Genomic DNA, 20,912 nt, shown 5'->3' on the forward strand with positions numbered 1-20,912 from the left:
TCGGTTGGGTCGTATTCCGTGAGGAACGGGCGAAGCCCGGAGACAAAAAGGACATGACATGACCCGCACCGTGTATGTGAACGGCGAATACCTGCCCGAAACCGAAGCCAAGGTTTCGATCTTCGACCGCGGCTTCCTGATGGCGGATGCCGTTTACGAGGTGACCAGCGTTCTGGGTGGCAAGCTGATCGATTTCGAAGGCCACGCCGTGCGTCTTAAACGGTCGCTGGACGAGTTGCAGATGGCCGAGCCCTGCAGCAAGGACGAACTGCTGGAGATTCACCGCAAGCTGGTCGAACTGAATGGTATCGACGAAGGGCTGGTCTATCTTCAGGTCACCCGGGGCAGCGACGGGGATCGGGATTTCGTATTCCCGGCAGCGGATACCCGGCCCACCCTCGTGCTGTTTACCCAGAACAAGCCCGGCCTTGCAGACAGCCCGGCGTCGAAGAAGGGCGCAAAGGTCATTTCGATCGACGACATCCGCTGGGGTCGCCGCGACATCAAGACAACGCAACTGCTGTACCCCTCGCTCGGCAAGATGATGGCCAAGGCCGCAGGCTGTGATGACGCCTGGATGATCGAGGATGGCTATGTGACCGAAGGCACGTCCAACAACGCCTATTTCGTCAAGGACGGCAAGATCGTCACCCGTCCGCTGTCGACCGACATCCTTCACGGGATCACCCGCAAGGCGGTTCTGCGCATGGCCGCCGAGGCGCAGATGGAGGTCGAGGAACGCCTGTTCACCATCGACGAGGCGAAAGACGCCGACGAAGCGTTCACCACCTCGGCCAGCGCATTCGTGATGCCGGTTGTCGAGATTGACGGTGTGCAACTGGGCGATGGCACGCCCGGTCGTATCGCCAAACGCCTGCGCGAGATTTATCTGGAAGAAAGCCGCAAGGCCGCGATCTAAGGACAAAGCCCGCCGCATTGGCGGGCTTTTTCCTCGGGGTCAGTCTTTCTTGCCCACATTCTGTTCGAATGCGACTTCGAAGGCGGCTTGTTTTTCGGGGCTGGCTTCGGTCTGGTAGTTGGCTTTCCACTCATCCATGGTCATGCCGTAGAAAATCTGACGGGCTTCGTCCTTGCCCATTTCGATGCCCTTTTCATTGGCCGCTTCCTGATACCAGCGGGACAGGCAGTTGCGGCAGAACCCGGCCAGATTCATCATGTCGATGTTCTGAACGTCGGTCCGGTCCTGCATCAGGTGCTTTTGCAACCGGCGAAACGCGGCGGCCTGAAGTTCGATTTCGGTTTGCTTGTCCATGGGTGGGCTCCGGCTGAAAGGCGATGTTACGCGACAGAGTTAAGCCTCTTGCCGCCGCGTTGCAATGTGGGGGCAGCTGCGCAGGGTCAGGTCAGTTTCAGCGCCAGCCAGGGCACCACGCAAAACACGATCGTCAACAGCTTGTACTTGGCCAGATACCGGAAATAGGCCTGTTTCAGGTTCGGGCGGCCCATGTGAAACAGCCTGCTGTGAAAATCCGCGATCCGGTCCTGCAGGGTAACGATCATCACCGTTGAAAACAGCAACAGCCCGATATTGATGACGGACATCCAGCCAAAGAAAGTTGTCAGTGTTTCCTGTGACATAAGCACATCCTTTCCCTTGTAACATGGGGTCTGGCGGGGCCGCTCACAAGAGGATCGCGGTTGCGATCACAGACCGCTCTGGCCCAGAGCATCTTCAAGGATTACGGCCAACCTTTCCGCCCATTTACGCTGACCGGTGTGATCGGCAATCAGGTCGTTGCGCACCTCGATCAGCGCGTTCGGGCGTCCGTGGGTGGTGCAGTGTTTGTCGATTGCATCGCCGGGCAGCACGCCGGTATAGGGTTCGTTGACGCCGACACACAGGTCCCCTTCGGCGTTCAGCCGGTCGATCAGCGGGCGCGAAAACCGTTCGTCCGGCGTGTGCAACACCCCGATATGCCAGGGGCGCGGGGCGCGGCCCCGCAATTGGCGGGTAAAAGAGTGCATCGAGACGATCACTGCATGGGGCAGGGCGGCCAAACGTCCCAATGCGTCGTGATAGGGGCGGTAGCACATGTTCAGCCGCCGTTCCCGCTCGGCCGCGTCCGCATGCCGGTTGCCGGGAATGATCGAGCCGTCATAAAGCTTCATCAGCAGGGTCGGATCGTCCTCACCCCGGTTGGGATCGATCACGAGGCGCGAGAAATTGGCGGCGATCACCGGCACGTTCAGAATCTCGCCCAGATGCTTGGACACTTCATAGGCACCGACATCATAGGCGATGTGCCGCTCCATATCCTCGCGCGGCAAGCCAAGGTCGCCGCCATTGACCTGAGGCGGGACCGTGTTGGTTGCGTGGTCGCATGTAATCAGCCAGCGGGACGGGCGATCCTCGCCGTGAACAAAAAACGGGGTGTACGTCATAAGCCTGTCATCAAGTTTGCCGCAGGTGTAGGACAGTTGCTTCGGAAAGGGAATTGCGCAATAAGCACCCAAGCACTGTTTGCGGTAACATCGAGCCATTGAGGAGAGCAAGACCAATGCGACGCCTGAGAAATGTGAAAATCGTGGCGACGCTGGGACCGGCGTCCAATGACTATGACACCATTCGTGCGCTGCACGAGGCCGGGGCAGACGTTTTTCGCCTGAACATGAGCCACGGCAGCCACGACGAGATTCGCGAACGTCACCGAATTATCCGTCAGGTCGAGAAAGACCTGGACAGCCCGATTGCCATTCTGGCGGACCTGCAAGGCCCCAAGCTGCGCGTGGGCGTGTTCACCAACGACGCCGAGGAACTGGAAGAAGGCGCGGCGTTCCGTCTGGATCTGGACCCGGAACCCGGCGATCTGACGCGGGTCTGTCTGCCGCATCCCGAAATTTTTGCAGCGCTCGAACCCGGTGCCCGGTTGCTTGTCAACGACGGAAAGATCCGCCTGATCGTCAAGGAGTGCGGTCAGGATTACGCCAATTGCACGGTTGAAATCGGCGGTACGATCTCGAACCGCAAGGGGGTGAATGTGCCCGATGTGGTGCTGCCGCTCGCGGCGCTGTCGGCCAAGGATCGCGACGATCTGGAATTTGTCTGCCAGTTGGGCGTGGACTGGCTGGCGCTCAGCTTCGTTCAGCGTGCCAAGGATGTGTTCGAGGCGCGCGCGCTGGCCGATGGCCGCGCGTCGATCCTGTCGAAGATTGAAAAACCCGCTGCGGTCGAGGCATTTGACGACATCCTTGATGCCTCGGACGGAATCATGGTCGCGCGCGGCGATCTTGGCGTTGAATTGCCGGTTTCCGCCGTGCCGCCGATCCAGAAACGGCTTGTCCGGAAATGCCGGGGCGCGGCGAAGCCGGTGATCGTGGCGACCCAGATGCTGGAAAGCATGATCGAAAGCCCGATGCCCACGCGGGCCGAAGTGTCAGACGTGGCCACAGCGATTTACGAAGGCACCGATGCGATCATGCTGAGCGCGGAATCCGCCGCCGGGTCCTACCCGATTGAGGCGGTTCAGACCATGAACAAGGTCGCCATCGAGGTCGAGGCCGACCCGACCTATACCCAGATCATCACCGCCTCGCGCACCGCCAAGGGCACCTCGGTTGCCGACGGCATCGTTGCCGCCGCGCGTGAGATCGCCGAGAAGACGGATATCAAGGCCATCTGCTGCTTTACCCAAAGCGGCACCACCGCCCTGCTGACCGCCCGCGAACGCCCCGGCGTGCCGATTATCGCCATGACACCGGCCACGGGCACCGCACGCCGCCTGTGCCTGAGCTGGGGCTGCCATTGCGTCCTGACGCCCGAGTTGGAGCGGTTCAAAGGCGCCGTCGTCAGCGCCGCCCGCGCCGCCCGCGCTGGTGGGTTCGCGTCCGAGACCGATCAGATCGTCGTCACTGCGGGTGTGCCGTTCAACGTGCCGGGCACGACCAACATTCTGCGCGTCGCGCCTTGTGACGAACGCCTGATCTACAGCACCGACCCCGAGTAACCCTCGCGGCTCGACAGGTGAAGAAACTGCCAGCACCCTTCCCGATAAGGGTGCTGGATTTTGTTTTCCCGGCCCGATAACCCCTTAATTTTCAGCGAAATTTGACCGCAACGCACGAATTTGCCAGAATACGCTTCATTTATAGGTAGAAATGCCTAAAAAATGAACTAAGGGCAGTCACAAAGCAAATGTTCCAAGTTCCGGCTGCTCTGCCGGGGGCACGGGCCCCGGATAAATCAACAATAACGGAGGAACGAGATGACAACAAAGATTGTCATAGGACTGGACGGAACAGAAACCGGGGAGCGCGCCATTGCATTTGCCAAGGATATGGCTGAACGCATAGGCACCTGCGAGCTTCTGGTTGTGTATGTTATCGAATGGTCCCCATTCACTTTCCAGACACCGGAAGAAAACGCCCTGCGCCACAAACGGCGCGAGGAAGAGATCGAACTGGCGACGACGCGGGTTATCGCACCCGCGGTTGAAGCGCTGAAAGCAGCCGGGTTCGAGGCCAGCGGCATCGTGCAGCACGGTGACGTTGCCGAAACGCTGAACGCCATCACCGTTGAACACGGCGGATCGCAGATCGTGGTCGGCCGGGCCTCGGCGGACGGGTTCAAGAAACGGCTCTTTGGCAGCTCGACCCAGAATCTGGTGATGCACGCCGACGTTCCGGTCACGGTCGTAAATTGAGGGGAGGCATGGAAATGAATAGGTTTAAACAACTGGGCCTTCCCGCCGTCATGGCAGCGATGATGGCCAGCGCCGCTTCGGCGCAGGAGGCACCGGGCCTTGACGAAAAGATCAATCAGGCTTTTGCCGACTTCACCGGGCCCTTCGTCAGCTTTATCTTCGCGCCATTCCCGGGAACCGGCTTCCCATGGATTGTGGGATGGCTGGTGATCGCCGCGACGGTGTTCACGCTTTACTTTGCCTTCGTGCAGTTGCGGTTCTTCAGCCACGCGATCAGCCTTGTAAAAGGCGACTACTCTGACCCGAATGATGCCGGTGAGGTCAGCCACTTTCAGGCTCTGGCAACGGCGCTTTCGGGCACCGTGGGCCTTGGCAATATCGCCGGTGTGGCGGTTGCTGTCGGCATCGGTGGGCCAGGGGCCACGTTCTGGATGATCGTTGCAGGCCTTCTGGGCATGGCCTCGAAATTCACCGAATGTACGCTGGGCGTGAAATACCGAAACGAATACGACGATGGCACCGTTTCCGGTGGCCCGATGTATTACATGTCCAAAGGGTTCAACGAGCTGGGCCTGCCGGGCGGAAAGATTCTGGCTGTCCTGTTCTCGGTCTTCTGCATCCTTGGCGCGCTGGGCGGGGGCAACATGTTCCAGGCCAATCAGGCGCACCAGCAGATCGCGGGCATCACCGGCGATTATCCGGGCTGGATCACCGGTCTGGTCTTTGCCGGTATCGTCTTTGCGGTGATCGTGGGTGGCCTGAAATCCATCGCGCGCGTGACCGAAAAGGTCGTGCCCTTCATGGGTGTCATGTATGTGCTGGCCGCGCTGGTCATCATCATCATGCACGCAGACCAGATCGGCTGGGCCTTTGGGCAGATCTTCGCAGGTGCCTTTACCGGTCTCGGCGTTGCGGGCGGTATGGTCGGTGCGCTGATTCAGGGCTTCCGCCGTGCGGCGTTCTCGAACGAAGCGGGCGTTGGTTCTGCGGCGATTGCACACTCGGCGGTGCGGACCAAAGAGCCGATCACCGAAGGCTTCGTCTCGCTGCTTGAGCCGTTCATCGATACGGTTGTGATCTGCACCATGACGGCGCTGGTGATCATCATCACCCAGCAACTGATCATCGATCCGGAAACCGGCAAATACATGCTGAACGAAGCGGGTGACGCGATCGCAACCGTCGATGGCAACTCGGGCGTCAGCCTGACTTCGGCGGCCTTTGCAAGCGCCTTTGGCTGGTTCCCATATGTTCTGGCCATCGCGGTGGTTCTGTTCGCCTTCTCGACCATGATCAGCTGGTCTTACTACGGCCTCAAGGCCTGGACCTACCTTTTCGGTGAGGGTCACACCAAGGAACTGGTGTTCAAGGTCATCTTCTGCATCTTCGTTGTCATCGGGGCGGCGGCCAACCTTGGCCCGGTCATCGACTTCTCGGATGCGGCGATCTTTGCGATGGCGGTTGTGAACGTCTTTGCGCTCTACTTCCTGATGAAAGTGGTGCGTCAGGAGCTGGCGTCCTATGCCGAACGGCTCAAGAGCGGCGAAATCCGCAAATTCGAGCACTAAATCACCAGACCGGGGCGGCTTGTTTCGCCCCGGTCCCTGACCGGATCGCGAATTGCGCAGAATCTGGGCCAAACCCCCTTGCCAGTATGACCAAACTTGCGTAAACGGCGCTTCTGATCGCGTGACCGGCCGAGATGGCATGCCGAGTCGCGTTTGAAACCGAACCCGAAGATAGGAGACGGAAATGCCTAAGATGAAGACCAAGTCGAGCGCCAAGAAGCGCTTCAAGGTGACTGCGACCGGTAAGGTCCTTGCTGGCCAGGCCGGCAAACGGCACGGCATGATCAAGCGGACCAAGAAGTTCATCCGCGACGCCCGTGGCAACACCACCCTGTCCGCCCCCGACGCCAAGATCGTCAAGGGCTACATGCCCTACGACCGCTAAGAGGAGATACCGATATGTCCCGCGTTAAAGGTGGAACCGTAACTCACGCCCGTCACAAGAAGATCATCAAGGCCGCAAAAGGCTATTATGGTCGCCGCAAGAGCAACTTCAAAGTTGCCACCCAGGCCGTCGACAAGGCCAGCCAGTACGCAACCCGCGACCGCAAGAACCGCAAGCGCAACTTCCGCGCGCTGTGGATCCAGCGCATCAACGCGGCTGTGCGCAGCCATGACGAGGCTCTGACCTATTCCCGCTTCATCAACGGCCTGAACCTGGCCGGTATCGAAGTGGACCGCAAAGTTCTGGCCGACCTGGCCGTGCACGAACCGGAAGCGTTCGGCGCGATCGTCGCCAAAGCTCAGGCTGCTCTGACTGCCTGATCCTCTGATACAGAGACAGTGAATGAAGGGCCGTCCCGTTGGGGGCGGCCTTTTTTGTTCTTTATTTGGAAACAGTTGACGGCGCTCTGTGCGGAAACCTCGGGTAAGGGAAACCCGTCTGTTCAGAACACTTTTTTGATGTAAGTCTGCGGAGATAACACCATTTGGTTGAACGCAGGAATATTTGAAAATGTCTTTTATCAAAGAATTTACCCATGCGGCTTTGATCGCCTCGGCTTTGTCCTTCGGCCTGTCATCGGCGGCACTTTCCCAGGAACAGGAGCCAGAGCCGGACGCGCCGGAGATCATCACCGAGTCTTTTGACGGCGACGACAAATCGCTGATGCTGGGCGGGCAGATATCTTTCAACCAGACGAAATCGCATTGGGTGGTTTACATCGCGGACGGAGATCTTGTGATGGAAAACCTCGAAAACCCGCAAAGCCTGCACTACAACGACATTGCCTGGGTCAAGTTTCCGGATGCAGAGTCCGTGGAATCCTCGGAAGAGTTGATGATTTCCACGGTGGTCGACAGCCGGAACGATGGGCGCGGCGGCGCGGGCATTCTTGTTGGCAGCGGCAAGTCCGGCAAATACCTGGCCTTCGCGGTGGACGGGCAGGGCCGCTTTCATGTTCTGCAGAAAGACGGGCGTCAGCTTCGGTCCGTGCACAGCGCCAGACATGACGCGGTTTTGGTGGATGGATCAAACAAGCTGAGCTTCAGGGTGCGCGGCGCTCATATCCTGTTCTACGCCAACGGAACGAAAGTCATTCAGGTTCCCTTCTCGAAACGCGGAACCAATTCCCGCAATCAGAATGGCGGGGCAGGGATCGGCCTTGCCGCGTTTGGTACCGGTGCGTTCCATTTCGAAGAGGTCGAGATTTCCAGGCCGAATTGACTTTGCGGTGACTTAGTTGTCACCGCTTTTCTTCACCAACTGCGCCGCAAACGCCACGCCTGTTCCCGGCCCCGCATTGGTGACCATAATCACGTCATCCACATAAACGCCGTTGAATATCCCGACCGAGACATCCTCGCCCGATATCCCGGCCTCGGCCAGAACGAAACGGGTGGGGTCGTCCAGCGAGAACGTGCCCATCGCCTCTTCGACGATCCAGTCTTTGTCGCCGATGCGTCGCCAGCGGTTGGTTGCGGTGATCAGGTTGCCGTCCAGCTTGGTGATCTCCAATTCCATCTCGGCCTGCAGCAGGCCCTTTTCGTGGTTGGGGTTGGATTTGGCGAAGGCCACCAGATAGGTGCCGTGCCAGGTGCCGACGATCTGAGGGAACCCGCTGCCCTCGTTAGCGCTGACAGGGGTGGCAAGAGCCAGCAGAAGAACTGCGGCAAGGCTGTGGGCGAGGGTGCGTAACATGGGGGGCTCCTGTGTCGGGGTGGGGTGATCACAGGCTACCCGAGTCTTCCGGTCTGGCAAGCTTTGGTGTGTCAACGAAAAAACCGGCGCGGGAGCGCCGGTTTCAAAAGGTTTCGATCCAAAGGATCAGGCGAACACGCGGCCCAGTGCGCCGTCGACCGCATCGGTGATCTGGTCGATGTCATCTGCCGTCGCGATCAGCGCGGGCGAGAAGCACAGCGTGTTGTTGCGGCTGGGGATCGAGCGGTTGGTGACGCCGATGATCACGCCCTGCGCCATGCAGTCGGCCACAACCGCCTGCGCCAGCTTCTCATCCACCGGCTCTTTGGAGCCACGATCGGCCACCAGTTCGGCCCCAAGGAACAGGCCTTTGCCGCGCACATCGCCGATGACTTTGTGCTTCTCCATCAGCGCCTGCAGGTTGCCCAGCATGCGGTCGCCCATGTCGGTGCAGTTCTGCAGCAGGTTCTCATCCTGGATGATCCGCATGTTTTCAATCGCGGCTGCCGGACCGGCGGTGCAGCCGCCAAAGGTCGAGATGTCGCGGAAATAGCTCATCGGGTCCGAGGCATCATCCTTGAACATGTCAAAGACTTCCTCGGTGGTCACCATGCAGGCAATCGCCGCATAGCCCGAAGCCACACCTTTGGCCATCGTCACGAAGTCCGGCTTGATGCCGTATTGCTGATACCCGAACCAGGTGCCGGTCCGGCCAACGCCGCAGACGACCTCGTCGATATGCAGCAGCACATCGTACTTTTTGCAGATTTCCTGAACGCGCTGCCAATAGCCTTCGGGCGCTTCGATCACGCCGCCGCCTGCGGTCACCGGCTCAAGGCACAGCGCGCCGACGGTTTCGGGGCCTTCGCGCAGGATCACTTCTTCGATCTGGTCCGCAGCCCATTCGCCGAAGTTTTCCACCGGCGCACCGGCCAGTTCGTGCTTGCGGTATTCCATGCAATGCGGCACGCGCACGAAATCGGGTGCGAAGGGGCCATATTGCGCGGTGCGTTCATCCTGGCCGCCTGCCGACATGGTTGCCAGCGTCGAGCCATGATAGTCGCGGTCGCGATACAGGATCTTGGTCTTCTTGCCGCCATAGCGCTTATGGGCGATCTGACGGACAATCTTGAACGCTTTCTCGTTCGCCTCGGACCCCGAGTTTGTATAGTACACCCGGCTCATGCCCGGCATCTTGTCGATCAGCATCTCGGCAAAGGTCGAGCCGGGGATCGAACCGGCGGTATTGGCGAAGTAGCAAAGTTTCATCAACTGGTCATACACGGCCTTGGCGATGGATTCGCGGCCATAGCCGACGTTGACCGTCCAGACACCGCCGGAAACCGCGTCCAGATGTTCTTTGCCTTTCTGGTCCCAGACGCGCATGCCCTTGCCTTCGACAATGATGCGCGGATCATTGGTTTCAAAGGGCTTATGCTGGATCAGATGGTGCCAGATATGGGCGCGGTCGGCCTCGACCACGCGGGAAAGATCGTTTTCGTTGAACGTGCCGTCCATGACATGTCCTTTCAGTCAGATGCAGTGCAGAGGATGCGGGATATGTCCCACAATAGCATGAAATTGCGATGGCTCAGAACACCGCGAAAGGCCGTCCATATATAGGGCCAGATCGTGTGATCCCTTATCGCCAGACATCGCCATCGGCGTATTTCTACGGGTTTGTCAGACGCGCGGCTTTGTGATCAAGTCGCAGGCAAGACGATTTGAGAGGATTGGCGGATGCAAGCAACCAACATGTACGAACGTCATCTGGACAAGAACCGCGCGAATTACACGCCGCTGTCTCCGCTCAGCTTTATCGAGCGGACCGCGCAGGTTTATCCGGACTATCCTTCGGTCGTGTACGGCGACCGCCGCTATAGCTGGGGCGAAACCTATGCGCGGTGCCGCCGGTTGGCCAGTGCGCTGTCCGCCCGCGGGATTGGCCGGGGCGATACGGTCTCGATCATCGCCGCAAACATACCCGAGCATTACGAGGCGCATTTCGGCGTTCCCATGGCAGGCGCGGTTCTGAACGCGATCAACACACGTCTGGATGCGCCGATCATCGCCTTCATCCTGAACCACGCCGAGGCCCGGGTGCTGCTGGTCGATCCCGAATGCTCGGGCGTGGTCAAACAGGCGCTGACGCTGGTGGATCACGAGGTTTTGGTGATCGACATCGAAGATGCCAGCTTTGACGGTGGCGAGCGGCTGGGCGCGTTGACTTATGACGCGCTGCTGGACAAGGGCGATCCGGATTACGACTGGTCTCTGCCAGAGGATGAATGGGACGCGATCACGCTGAATTACACCTCGGGCACAACCGGGAATCCCAAAGGCGTCGTCTATCACCATCGCGGCGCGGCGCTGAATGCGCAGTCGGATCTGCTGGACTGGAACATGCCCAAGCACTCGGTCTACCTTTGGACCTTGCCGATGTTCCATTGCAACGGCTGGTGCTTTCCGTGGGCGATGGCGGCCAATGCCGGGGTGTCTGTCTGTCTGCGCGCCGTGCGGGCCGAGCCGATATATACCGCGTTCCGGGACGAAAAGGTCACGCATTTCTGTGGTGCGCCGATTGTGCTGAACATGCTGGCGCACGCGCCCGGGCACCTCAAGGATTTTGACCACCAGATCAAGGTGATGACCGCAGGCGCGCCGCCGCCCGCCGCCGTGATCGAAGCGATGGAGGCGATGGGCGTCGAAGTGACCCATGTTTATGGCCTGACCGAGACATACGGCCCGTCGGTCGTCTGCGCCTGGAAAGAGGAATGGGATGCCAAAGATGCGCAGGAACGGTCGGCGCTGAAGGTGCGTCAAGGCGTTCGCTACTCGGCGCTGTCCGGCCTGATGGTTGCCGACCCCGAAACGCTGGAGCCGGTCCCGGCAGATGGCGAGACCATGGGTGAGATTTTCATGCAGGGCAACGTGGTCATGAAAGGGTATCTGAAGAACCCCGACGCCACCGACAGTGCCTTCAACGGCGGCTGGTTTGCCTCGGGCGATCTGGGGGTGATGCATCCCGACGGGTATATCGCGCTGAAAGACCGCTCAAAAGATATCATCATTTCCGGGGGCGAAAACATCTCATCGGTCGAGGTCGAGGGGATTCTCTACAAGCATCCGGCGGTGATGGAGGCCGCAGTCGTGGCCCGCCCGGACAAAAAATGGGGTGAAACCCCCTGCGCCTTTGTCGAACTGAAACCGGACACAACCGCGACCGAGGCGGACCTGATCGCGTTCTGCCGGGACAACATGGCCCATTTCAAGGCCCCCAAGACGGTGGTGTTCGGAACCCTGCCGAAGACCTCGACCGGCAAGGTGCAGAAATTCGTGCTGCGCGATCAGGCGCGGGCGCTGGGTTAGTCGAAGATCGACAGGTCAAGCTCCAGCAACTCTCCCATCCACAGCGCGTGGTCGCGGTGATCGGCCAGATGATCGCCGGTTTCCGCGTGGGTGAACACGGTCAGCCCCTGCCGGTTCAGCATCAGCCAGGGAATGACCTGATCGAACGCCTCGGGCGCAAAGCCCAGCTGGCAGCTCCACCGGGGATGCGGGCCGACATTGCGGGCATGCATGCGCCCCATCTGAACGGGGAAAAGGCGGGCGGCCTCTTCGCAGATCTGCTGTGCGGTGTCCTGCGTTGCCGCGTCGAAATAGACATGGGCGTGATAGCCGGTGATTTCTGACATCGGGACCTCATTTCATCTTACATGTCCAAGCTAGGCGAACCCGCCCGCTCTGCCCATCCGCACCTGCACACAGGGTCTGTGCGGCATTTACGCGGGCGCGTGCCTGTCGGGATGCGCCGCCGCAAAAGCCGGATGCTCGGCACAGGCGGCCTCGACGCCCCTCAGGCGCGGCATGTCTGACAGATCGACCTGCCACCGGCGGGCGTTGTATAACTGCGGGATCAGGCAGAGATCGGCCAGACCGGGCTGCGATCCGGCGCAATAGGGGGCTTGGCCGAACCCGCCCAGCAACGCCTCGAACGCCGCCAGCCCCGGTTGAATGAAGTGCCGCATCCAGTCGCCGGGCATGCCCGAGGCGTCGGCGCTAAGCGCCGTGGCGTACCGTGCGACCGACAGGTTGCAGACTGGATGGATATCAACCGCGATCGAATGCGCCAGCGCCTGAACCTGGGCGCGCGCCGCGGGATCATTGGGCAGCAGCCCCATCTGCCGGGTCTGATCGAGATATTCGAGAATGGCCAGCGACTGTGTCAGCCGCCGCCCGTCAATCTCCAGCACCGGAACCAGGCCCTGCGGGTTGCGCGCCAGATGCGCGGCGCCCCGGTGCTCGCCGCTGGTCAGGTCTACCGAAACGGCCTGATAGGCGATTCCGGCCAGATTCAGCGCAATCCGGACCCGGTAACTGGCCGACGAGCGCCAGTAATCGAAAAGAACAACCTCGCTCAACCACCGTCTCCGTCAGGGTTTCTGCAGCGACGCGGCCTGAATGGCCTGCGTCAGGACCGAAGCATCGCCGATATGGTTGGCCAGAACAAGAACAAGGCGCGCATTCAGCGCGTCGCTATCGGCCTTGTCCAACCCTTCATGCGCCGCCAGCAAATCCGCATAGAAATCGTCGGCGTTTTCGATATTCGGGGAGAGGATCAGATCGGTCATATCGCTTACTCCTTGCCGATGGCACGGCGGACGGCATGCCGAAAGGCGTTTTCTTCATACGTGTCGCGCCGGGCCGCCACATGCTGGTCAGGGCGGATCAGGTAGACGGCGCTGGATGCGTCACCCAGATAGCGCCGTTTCAACGCCTGCGTCGGGTCGTCCTTGACCGAAAGCGCCAGCCGCGTGATCTGAACCCCGTTTTCCTCAAGCAAATCAGGCGCGTCGGCGTCAATCGTCAGCAGGGTAAACCGGCCTTCGAGTTTGGGTAGCAGGAATTCTTCCCCCAACGGTACATCTGGGCAGGCCGAGCCCGGGCGCGTTCCGGTCGGCCCGTCCAGCGCATCCGCAGAATTCAGCGGTGATCCGTCATAGGTGCACGGCACGCTCAACCGGCCGGAATTTACCAGCGGGCGCGCGAATTCATAGGATTCGCTGAGATCCAGAACCGCATCCCGCAAAAGGCGCGACATCTCGGATTTCGGGGTGATGAAATCGGTCGAGCTGCTGGATTTCCGGATATTCTCGTCCGCGCCCTGAACCCGTTCGGTATCGTAGCTGTCCAGCAGGCTTTCCGGAGCGTTGCCGTCCAGCACCAGTTTCAGTTTCCAGCACAGGTTGTCGGTGTCCTGCAGGCCCGAATTGGCCCCGCGCGCCCCAAACGGGCTGACCTGATGGGCGCTGTCCCCGGCAAACAGGGCGCGGCCCTTGCGGAAGCTTTGCATCCGGCGGCACTGGAACGTGTAGATCGAAACCCATTCAAGCTGAAACTCAACATCCTCACCCAGCATCGCCTTGAGGCGTGGGATCACGTTTTCGGGCTGTTTCTCGCGCTCTTTGTCGATGTCCCATCCCAGTTGCAGGTCGATGCGCCAGACATTGTCCGGCTGTTTGTGCAACAGCGCCGATTGCCCCTTGTTGAAGGGCGGATCGAACCAGAACCAGCGTTCCGAAGGGAAATCGGCCTCCATGATCACGTCGGCAATCAGAAAATTGTCTTCGAACACGCGCCCGTCGAAATCTATCCCCAGCATCCGCCGGGTCGGAGAATTGGCCCCGTCGCAGGCAACCAGCCACTCGGCCTCGACCGTATAGGGGCCTTCGGGCGTTTCGACCTCGAGCCGGACGTGATCGTCGTGCAGGCCGATGGCCTCGACCTTGTTGCAGCCACGCAGGTCGAGTGGTGCGCCGTCGGCTTGCAACGCGCGTACGCGGTCCACCAGGAACTGTTCCAGGTAATATTGCTGCAGGTTGATGAAGGCGGGGTTGGCAAAGCCTTCTTCCGGCTGCAGGTCGAAATCATAGACCTGCCGATTGTCGAAAAACACCTTGCCGCGATCCCACTGGACGCCCTTGTCCACAAGGGGCTGCCCCAGCCCCAGCCGATGGGCGATATCAAGCGTGCGCTGGGAAAAACAGATGGCGCGGCTGCCGAAACTGACCTTGTCGTTTTCATCCAGCACCACGACCTCGACCCCTTGCTGCGCAAGGTCAATCGCGGCGGCCAGTCCGACCGGGCCTGCTCCGATCACGATGACCTTGTGCCGAACCGGCGCGGCGGCGTCCTGATCGGGGCTGCGGTCATAGGCGTATAGCGGAACTTCAAAGATCTTGTTCATGGGTCTCCCCCTTCAATCCTGATGCGCCGAAGCGGAGCTGGTTTGCCGACCGGCAGCAGGTGCAGGTGGCCTCGCATCTATGGTTTCATCGATTCCCGGTCGGGAAAACGATCTGGATCAAACGCAGCGGTTTCTCAGCCCTGAAGCGCCTCCCACATCTCCAGATCGCGCTGGGCGGTCCAGATGCGGGGCGTGTCGATGCCACGTGCCTCGTCATAGGCGCGGGCGACGTTGAACGGCAGGCAATGCTCATAGATCGCGTAATCGGCGAATTTCGGGTCGCATGCGGCGCGCACCGCGTCCCAGGCTTCTTTCAGGCTGCCTCCGCGCGCGGCCACCTTGGCTGCCGGACGATAAGTGCTTTCGACAAAATCGCGGGTATTTTCGATGGCCGCGTTGACCATGTCCTTACCGATCAGGGCGTCCCCCCGTCCCGGAGCGATGGCGTCCACATCGAACCATTTGATTTCGTCCAGCGTATCACCCCAGTCGTTGAAATGCCCGTCGCCGCAATAGCAGGCCGAGTGGTATTCGACGATGTCACCGGTGAACATGACGTTCTGATCGGGCACATGGATCACGATATCACCCGCCGTATGGGCCCGGCCCAGATGCATCAGATCGACCCTGCGGTTGCCCAGATAAACCGTCATCGTGTCGCTGAAGGTGGTGGTGGGCCAGGTCAGTCCGGGGATGCTTTCATGCCCTTCAAAGAGGCGCGGGAAACGCTGGAATTCGCTGTCCCAGTCCTCTTGCCCGCGTTCCACGACCATGGCGCGCGCCATGTCCGACATCAGGATCTGCTGCGCGCCAAAGGCACTGGCCCCCAGAACGCGAACCGCGTGATAGTGGGTCAGCGCAACATGGGTGATCGGTTTGTCGGTTACCGAGCGCACACATTCTATCACCTTGCTGGCCAAACGCGGGGTCGCCTGCGCCTCGACAATCATCACGCTGTCATCGCCGATGATGACGCCCGAGTTGGGGTCGCCCTCGGCGGTGAAGGCATAGAGCCCTTCGCCGACCTCGGTGAAGCTGATCTTTTTTTCCGACATGTCCCCTTGGGACGCGAATGCTTTGGTCATCTGGTTCTGGTCCTTTACCGTTGCGCCGGGGTGGGTTCGGGATGCCTCCGGCGGGAGTATTTTGGAAAAGATGAAGTGTTGGGTTCATTTTTCGTAGGGGTTGTCCAATGCGGGCAGGACGGTGCCAACGCAGTCGCCGAACCCGATCACGTAACCGTCGCCTTTGGCCGCGCCGGTCAGGGTCAGGGTGTCGCCATCCTCGATAAAGCTGCGGGTTTCGCCGGTGTCGAGCGTCAGGGGTTCCTTGCCGCCCCAGCTGAGTTCCAGCAGCGAGCCGCGCTCGGGCTTGGTGGGTCCCGAGATTGTGCCCGAGCCCAGCAGATCGCCTGTGTTCATTGGGCAGCCCGAAGTCGAGTGATGCGCCAGTTGCTGTGCGGCGGAATAGTACATCTGGTTGTAATTCGTGCGCGCGATGGTGGTTGCGCCCTGGCCCTGCGGGGCCATCGTCACGGACAGGTCGATGTCATAGAGCATCGGGCCGCAGTCTTTTAGGTGATCCAGCAATTCAAACTCGCGCGCCGGGGTGTCGCAGCGGAACGGCTCCAGCGCGGCTTTGGTCACGATCCACGGGCTGATCGAAGTTGCGGTGGCCTTGGCCTGAAACGGGCCGAGCGGCTGGTACTCCCAAGCCTGGATGTCGCGGGCGGACCAGTCGTTCAGCAGCACGTAGCCGAAGATGTTGTCATCCGCTTCCTGCACCGAGATCGGGCCGTCAGAGGGCGTGCCAACGATCGCGCCCATTTCCAGTTCGATGTCGAAGCGGCGGCTGGGCAGAAAGGCGGGGACGTCCTTATCGGGGGATTTCAGTTGCCCCCACGGACGGCGGATATCCGTGCCCGACACAACGACCGAGGATGCGCGGCCATTATATCCGATGGGGATATGCAGCCAGTTCGGCGGCAGCGCGTTTTCCGGGCCACGGAACATGGTGCCGACATTCTGGGCGTGATGGCGACCTGCGTAGAAGTCGGTGTATTCGCTGACGGCGAAGGGCAAGTGCATCTCGGCTTCGTTTTGGGCGACCAGCAGGGGTTCGACGCGGGCCTGATCTGCTGAGCCTTCGGCCAGAAGGGCGGTCAGGCGGTTGCGAAGCGCGGCCCAGACGGCCGGGCCTTCCTCCATCAGCGGGTTCCAGAAGGGCAGGTCGAACAGGGGCTCTTCGCCCAGTTCGATCAGCCCTTCGGCCTCGGCTGTGGTCACATCCAGCATCATATCGCCGATGGCCACACCGCAGCGCGGGTCGTCGCCAGCGGTCGAGAAAACCCCATAGGGCAGGTTGTTCAGCGGAAAGGGATGCGCCGCGTCATTGGCCGATGTCACCCAGGATTTCATCAAAGGCATGGTTTGTCCTTATGTCAGTTGCGCGTGCGCATGTGTCTACGAGGTCGTGCGAAGGGATTTCAGCCCCAGCAGGATCGCTGCGAGTATCATGAAGCTGCCGCCAATTCTGTCCAGCCACAGTTTTGCCGGCCCCCTGAGCCGCGCGGCCAGCCAGCTTGCGCTGCCGCCATAGGCGGTCAGAAACAGCCCGTCGAGGATCAGGTAGGTGGCCGAAAGCACCGCGAACTGAGGCCAGAACGGCAGCGCCGGGTCGATGAACAGCGGAAACAGAGCCGCGAAGAATACCACGGCTTTCGGGTTCGCGGCAGAGGTAATAAACCCCTGCATCCACAGTGCTTTGCGGCTGGCCTTGGGGGCAACCCCTGCGGCGTTGCTCTTGGCCCGCATTATCTGTCGCAGCCCGAGGAACACGAGATAGGCAACGCCCAGCCATTTGATCACGGTCAGCGCGTGCGCCGATGTCGCAATCAGCGCGGCAAGGCCCAGCCCGGCAGCCAGCATTTGCAGCAGGTTGGCCGTCAGATCGCCTGCAGCGGTGAACAGCCCGCGCCGCAGCCCATTGGTTGCCGCGTTCGACAGCATCAGCAACTGGCTGGGGCCGGGCGTGCTCATCAGCAGCAGGACCGTGACGACATAGGTGATCCAGGTCTCGACGCTCATTTCTCACCCGGTGTGCCGTCGAATTTCTTCTCAAGCGATGTCCAGCAGTCGATATAGTCATCCTGCAGCGGGGCCTCGGTGGCCGCGAAAGCGGTCAGATGCTGCGGGAAGCGGGTTTCGAACATGAAGGACATGGTGTTGTCCAGCTTGTCCGGGCCGAGGTTGGAATAGGACGCCTTTTCAAACGCATCCTTGTCGGGCCCATGCGGGATCATCATGTTGTGCAGGCTCATGCCGCCGGGGACAAAGCCCTGCGGTTTGGCGTCGTACTGGCCGTAAATGTTGCCCATCAGCTCGGACATGATGTTCTTGTGATACCAGGGTGGGCGGAACGTATCCTCCATTACCATCCAGCGCTCGCGGAACAGGACAAAGTCGATATTGGCGGTGCCCGGTTGCCCCGAAGGCGCGGTCAGAACCGTAAAGATCGACGGGTCGGGGTGGTCGAACAGGATCGCGCCGACCGGGCAATAGGTGCGCAGGTCGTATTTATAGGGCGCGTAATTGCCGTGCCACGCCACAACGTCCAGCGGGCTGTGGCCGATCCTGGTGGTGTGGAACTGACCGCACCATTTGATCGTCACGGTCGAGGGTACCTCGCGGTCTTCGAACGCCGCGACCGGCGCTTTGAAATCGCGCGGATTGGCCATGCAATTGGCCCCGATCGGGCCACGGCCCGGCAGTTCGAATTTCTGCCCGTAATTCTCGCAGACAAAGCCGCGGGCGGGGCCTTCCAGAACCTCGACCCGGTACAGCAGCCCGCGCGGCAGGATGGCGATTTCCTTTGGCTCCAGATCGATGATCCCCAGCTCGGTCGCAAAGCGTAGGCGGCCTTCCTGTGGGACCACCAGCAATTCGGAATCGGCTGAGAAGAAATAGTCATCAACCATCGATTCCGTGACCAGATAGATATGGCTGGCCATGCCGACCTGCGTGTTAACATCCCCCGCCGTGGTCATGCTGCGCATGCCGGTCAGCCAGGTCAATCCGCTGTCGGAATGCGGCACCGGATCCCAGCGGTACTGGCCAAGGCTGATCACATCCGGATCGATGCAGGGGGCCGATTTCCAGTAGGGAAGATCGATCTTTTCGTAACGATGTGAATGCTTTACCGAGGGGCGGATGCGATAGCACCACGTGCGCTCGGGCGGGTTGGCGGTAAAGGCGGTGCCGCTCAGCTGCTCTCCGTACAGGCCATAATTGCAGCGCTGCGGGCTGTTCATGCCCTGCGGCAGCGCGTCGGGCAGGGCCTCGGTCTCAAAGTCGTTTCCAAAGCCGGGCATATAGCCGGCATGGGTGCCGACAGGCGTTGCGGCCTGGGTCAAAGTATGCGGATCAGTCGGACGATTCATACTGTGTTCCTCCGTTTGCTGCTTGTCGGATAATAGTTGATTTTGTAACTAACAAGGATGACAAATGACGATTCCGACAAAAAAGATGACTTTAACCTGCAAAATTTCCTGCCGTTCCTGTTGAATCAGGCGGCCGAGGAGGCCTCGCTGGAATTTCAGCGCGTGTATAAAAGCCGCTACGGGATGCTGCGCACGGAATGGCGGGTGCTGTTTCACCTGGGTATTTTCGGTGAACTGACCGCCAGGGATATCGGGGAACGGGCCAGGATTCACAAAACCAAGGTCAGCCGTGCGGTACACAAGCTGGAACAGCGCCGGTATCTTAAGCGGACGCGCGATGAAAAGGACCGCCGGGTCGAATGGTTGACCCTGACTCCCTCGGGCCAGACGGTGTATCGCGAGCTGCGCGGGATTGCCGAGCAATATGACGGCAAACTTGCGGGTCTGTTCAGCGAGGATGAGGCTGATTTGCTGCGCCGTATGTTGCGGCGACTGGCTGGAATGCCGTAACTCTGGAAATTCGATGCACCGGCCCCCAGATGATACCTGAGCGGACACAGGAAGGTGATATGACAGCCCCGGACCCCAACGCGGCGAATGCAACTGATCTGATTGACTGGCTGATAACGCGCGGACTGGACGGCGCGGACAAAGAAGAATTGCTGGACGGTTATTGCAACAAGCTGCTTGAATACGGCGTACCGCTGATGCGGTTTCACGCCGCGCAATCGGCCTTGCACCCGGTTTATGGCGGAACCGGGTATAGCTGGTATCAGGACAAGGGCGGTGAGGTCGAAACATTCGCCTATTCCGAAGAAGCCAGCGAGATGTGGCAGCAGAGCCCCCTGTACGCGATCCTGCACAAAGGTCTCGATGTCGTGCACGAACGCATGGTCGATCAGAACCAGCCCAGCCGTTATCCCTTGCTGAACGATCTGCGCGAAATCGGCGCGACCGAATATTTCGCAACCGGCGTGAGTTTCGACACGCCGACACATAGCAGCCCGACAGACACCAAAAAGGCCGTGGGCGGCGTGCTTCTGTCCTGGGCCAGCAATGCGCCCGAAGGGTTTGGCGAGGGTGATCTGGACCTGATCAACACCGCCCTGCCGCATCTTGGTCTGGCGCTGAAGTCAGCCTCCAGCGCGCGGATCTCGCGGGACCTGATGCGGATTTATCTGGGGCGCGACGCGGGGCAGCGGGTGCTGTCGGGCGAAATCCGGCGCGGCTCGCTTCAGCAGATCGATGCGGTGATCTGGAACTTCGATCTGGAAGGCTTCACCAGCCTGTCCGAGGAATTGCCGGGTGCCGAGATCATCGACATGCTGAACGACTATCTGGCCGTGGCGGTCGATGTGGTTCACAAATGCGATGGCAGTATCCTCAAATTCATGGGCGACGGGCTGATGGCCATGTTCGATATTGGCGACATCGACGCAGACGCCCGCGCGGCGCTCGAGGCGGTGGTGATGCTGCAGGACAAAATGGCCGAGTTGAACGCCCGTCGGACCGGGGACGGCCAGCGGGTGTGCAACTATACGCTGGCGCTGCATGCCGGAGAGATCCTGTATGGCAATATCGGGGCCGAAAGCCGTCTTGATTTCACCGTGATCGGTCCGGCCGTCAACCAGGCTGCCCGCATTGCGGGCATGCACCGGTCGCTGGGCCAGCGCATCCTGATCTCGGACGACGTCGCCCGCGCGGCGCAGCCCTGCGGCCAAGAATTGATCTCGTTGGGCCGCTACATGCTGCGCGGTGTGGCAGAGCCGAAGGAGTTGTTTACGGTTTATAACGCGGCGGATTAGAGCGCGTGTTGAGGTAAGCCGGACAGGTCCGCCCGTAAGGATGGCCCGACCGC

The 20,912-nt window shown here is 60.5% G+C and carries 23 protein-coding genes; 10 read left to right on the top strand and 13 right to left on the bottom strand.

Translation table 11 applies throughout. From position 1 onward, the window contains the following. Window positions 1–58: 58 nt before the first annotated feature. On the top strand, window positions 59–919 hold the full coding sequence (locus ACR0K1_RS18665; RefSeq protein ID WP_480612199.1) for a D-amino-acid transaminase: 861 nt from the start codon (window positions 59–61) through the stop codon (window positions 917–919). Between the two features lie 39 nt (window positions 920–958). Here ACR0K1_RS18665 and ACR0K1_RS18670 read toward each other — a convergent pair whose 3' ends face one another. The 3 genes from ACR0K1_RS18670 to ACR0K1_RS18680 form a co-directional block, all read right to left on the bottom strand. Next, window positions 959–1,273, bottom strand: coding sequence for a DUF1244 domain-containing protein (locus ACR0K1_RS18670; protein WP_480612201.1), 315 nt, complete (start codon window positions 1,271–1,273; stop codon window positions 959–961). Window positions 1,274–1,359: 86 nt separating this feature from the next. Next, window positions 1,360–1,599: a DUF6868 family protein gene (locus ACR0K1_RS18675; RefSeq protein WP_480612203.1), complete on the bottom strand. Its 240-nt coding sequence runs from the start codon at window positions 1,597–1,599 to the stop codon at window positions 1,360–1,362. Between the two features lie 66 nt (window positions 1,600–1,665). After that, entirely contained in the window at window positions 1,666–2,403 is a 738-nt protein-coding gene (locus tag ACR0K1_RS18680) for an N-formylglutamate amidohydrolase (protein WP_480612204.1), read from the bottom strand. 116 nt (window positions 2,404–2,519) lie between these two features. On the opposite strand from ACR0K1_RS18680, the gene pyk reads away from it, so the two are divergent. The 6 genes from pyk to ACR0K1_RS18710 all read left to right on the top strand — a co-directional run bounded on the left by pyk (window position 2,520) and on the right by ACR0K1_RS18710 (window position 7,895). Then, window positions 2,520–3,965, top strand: a complete 1,446-nt coding sequence (pyk, locus tag ACR0K1_RS18685; protein ID WP_480612206.1) for a pyruvate kinase — start codon at window positions 2,520–2,522, stop codon at window positions 3,963–3,965. A gap of 258 nt (window positions 3,966–4,223) precedes the next feature. Beyond that, on the top strand, window positions 4,224–4,661 hold the full coding sequence (locus tag ACR0K1_RS18690; RefSeq protein ID WP_480851487.1) for a universal stress protein: 438 nt from the start codon (window positions 4,224–4,226) through the stop codon (window positions 4,659–4,661). 14 nt (window positions 4,662–4,675) lie between these two features. Continuing rightward, complete coding sequence (locus ACR0K1_RS18695) at window positions 4,676–6,229, top strand: alanine/glycine:cation symporter family protein (protein WP_480851488.1); 1,554 nt, start codon at window positions 4,676–4,678, stop codon at window positions 6,227–6,229. A 184-nt stretch (window positions 6,230–6,413) separates the two neighbouring features. Beyond that, on the top strand, window positions 6,414–6,614 hold the full coding sequence (gene rpmI, locus ACR0K1_RS18700; RefSeq protein ID WP_010443552.1) for a 50S ribosomal protein L35: 201 nt from the start codon (window positions 6,414–6,416) through the stop codon (window positions 6,612–6,614). Window positions 6,615–6,628: 14 nt separating this feature from the next. Continuing rightward, window positions 6,629–6,994 (top strand): 50S ribosomal protein L20, encoded by a 366-nt coding sequence (rplT, locus tag ACR0K1_RS18705; RefSeq protein ID WP_480851489.1) that lies wholly within the window; start codon window positions 6,629–6,631, stop codon window positions 6,992–6,994. A 190-nt stretch (window positions 6,995–7,184) separates the two neighbouring features. Then, window positions 7,185–7,895: a hypothetical protein gene (locus ACR0K1_RS18710; protein ID WP_480851490.1), complete on the top strand. Its 711-nt coding sequence runs from the start codon at window positions 7,185–7,187 to the stop codon at window positions 7,893–7,895. Window positions 7,896–7,907: 12 nt separating this feature from the next. On the opposite strand, the gene ACR0K1_RS18715 is transcribed toward ACR0K1_RS18710, so the two are convergent. Then, window positions 7,908–8,369, bottom strand: coding sequence for a hypothetical protein (locus tag ACR0K1_RS18715; RefSeq protein WP_480851491.1), 462 nt, complete (start codon window positions 8,367–8,369; stop codon window positions 7,908–7,910). 126 nt (window positions 8,370–8,495) lie between these two features. Then, complete coding sequence (locus ACR0K1_RS18720; protein ID WP_480851492.1) at window positions 8,496–9,887, bottom strand: aminotransferase family protein; 1,392 nt, start codon at window positions 9,885–9,887, stop codon at window positions 8,496–8,498. A gap of 222 nt (window positions 9,888–10,109) precedes the next feature. Between ACR0K1_RS18720 and ACR0K1_RS18725 the strand changes: the two genes are divergently transcribed. Beyond that, window positions 10,110–11,738: an acyl-CoA synthetase gene (locus ACR0K1_RS18725; protein WP_480612217.1), complete on the top strand. Its 1,629-nt coding sequence runs from the start codon at window positions 10,110–10,112 to the stop codon at window positions 11,736–11,738. Here the strand turns inward: ACR0K1_RS18725 and ACR0K1_RS18730 are convergent. The 8 genes from ACR0K1_RS18730 to hmgA form a co-directional block, all read right to left on the bottom strand. After that, the gene (locus ACR0K1_RS18730; protein ID WP_480612218.1) at window positions 11,735–12,064 is read right to left on the bottom strand and encodes a DOPA 4,5-dioxygenase family protein; all 330 of its coding nucleotides are present in this window, start codon (window positions 12,062–12,064) and stop codon (window positions 11,735–11,737) included. The two genes, ACR0K1_RS18725 and ACR0K1_RS18730, sit on opposite strands and share 4 nt — an antisense overlap. Window positions 12,065–12,151: 87 nt before the next feature. Beyond that, window positions 12,152–12,790 carry a maleylacetoacetate isomerase gene (gene maiA, locus ACR0K1_RS18735; RefSeq protein ID WP_480612219.1) on the bottom strand — a complete coding sequence of 213 codons (639 nt, stop codon included), beginning with the start codon at window positions 12,788–12,790 and terminating at the stop codon, window positions 12,152–12,154. 12 nt (window positions 12,791–12,802) lie between these two features. Next, on the bottom strand, window positions 12,803–13,000 hold the full coding sequence (locus tag ACR0K1_RS18740; RefSeq protein WP_480612220.1) for a DUF2783 domain-containing protein: 198 nt from the start codon (window positions 12,998–13,000) through the stop codon (window positions 12,803–12,805). Window positions 13,001–13,005: 5 nt separating this feature from the next. Continuing rightward, window positions 13,006–14,616: an FAD-dependent oxidoreductase gene (locus ACR0K1_RS18745; RefSeq protein WP_480612222.1), complete on the bottom strand. Its 1,611-nt coding sequence runs from the start codon at window positions 14,614–14,616 to the stop codon at window positions 13,006–13,008. Between the two features lie 134 nt (window positions 14,617–14,750). Next, window positions 14,751–15,701 (bottom strand): MBL fold metallo-hydrolase, encoded by a 951-nt coding sequence (locus ACR0K1_RS18750; protein ID WP_480612223.1) that lies wholly within the window; start codon window positions 15,699–15,701, stop codon window positions 14,751–14,753. Window positions 15,702–15,785: 84 nt separating this feature from the next. Then, on the bottom strand, window positions 15,786–17,042 hold the full coding sequence (fahA, locus tag ACR0K1_RS18755) for a fumarylacetoacetase (protein ID WP_480851493.1): 1,257 nt from the start codon (window positions 17,040–17,042) through the stop codon (window positions 15,786–15,788). A 36-nt stretch (window positions 17,043–17,078) separates the two neighbouring features. Next, window positions 17,079–17,702 carry a LysE family translocator gene (locus tag ACR0K1_RS18760; protein ID WP_480612227.1) on the bottom strand — a complete coding sequence of 208 codons (624 nt, stop codon included), beginning with the start codon at window positions 17,700–17,702 and terminating at the stop codon, window positions 17,079–17,081. Then, window positions 17,699–19,054 carry a homogentisate 1,2-dioxygenase gene (gene hmgA, locus ACR0K1_RS18765; RefSeq protein WP_480851494.1) on the bottom strand — a complete coding sequence of 452 codons (1,356 nt, stop codon included), beginning with the start codon at window positions 19,052–19,054 and terminating at the stop codon, window positions 17,699–17,701. Before hmgA ends, ACR0K1_RS18760 begins: the two co-directional genes overlap by 4 nt. A gap of 57 nt (window positions 19,055–19,111) precedes the next feature. Between hmgA and ACR0K1_RS18770 the strand changes: the two genes are divergently transcribed. Continuing rightward, window positions 19,112–19,564, top strand: a complete 453-nt coding sequence (locus tag ACR0K1_RS18770; RefSeq protein ID WP_480612231.1) for a MarR family winged helix-turn-helix transcriptional regulator — start codon at window positions 19,112–19,114, stop codon at window positions 19,562–19,564. A gap of 59 nt (window positions 19,565–19,623) precedes the next feature. Continuing rightward, the gene (locus ACR0K1_RS18775) at window positions 19,624–20,859 is read left to right on the top strand and encodes an adenylate/guanylate cyclase domain-containing protein (protein ID WP_480851495.1); all 1,236 of its coding nucleotides are present in this window, start codon (window positions 19,624–19,626) and stop codon (window positions 20,857–20,859) included. The last annotated feature ends 53 nt before the right edge of the window (window positions 20,860–20,912 follow it).

Source organism: Ruegeria sp. F5 (genome assembly GCF_056533845.1).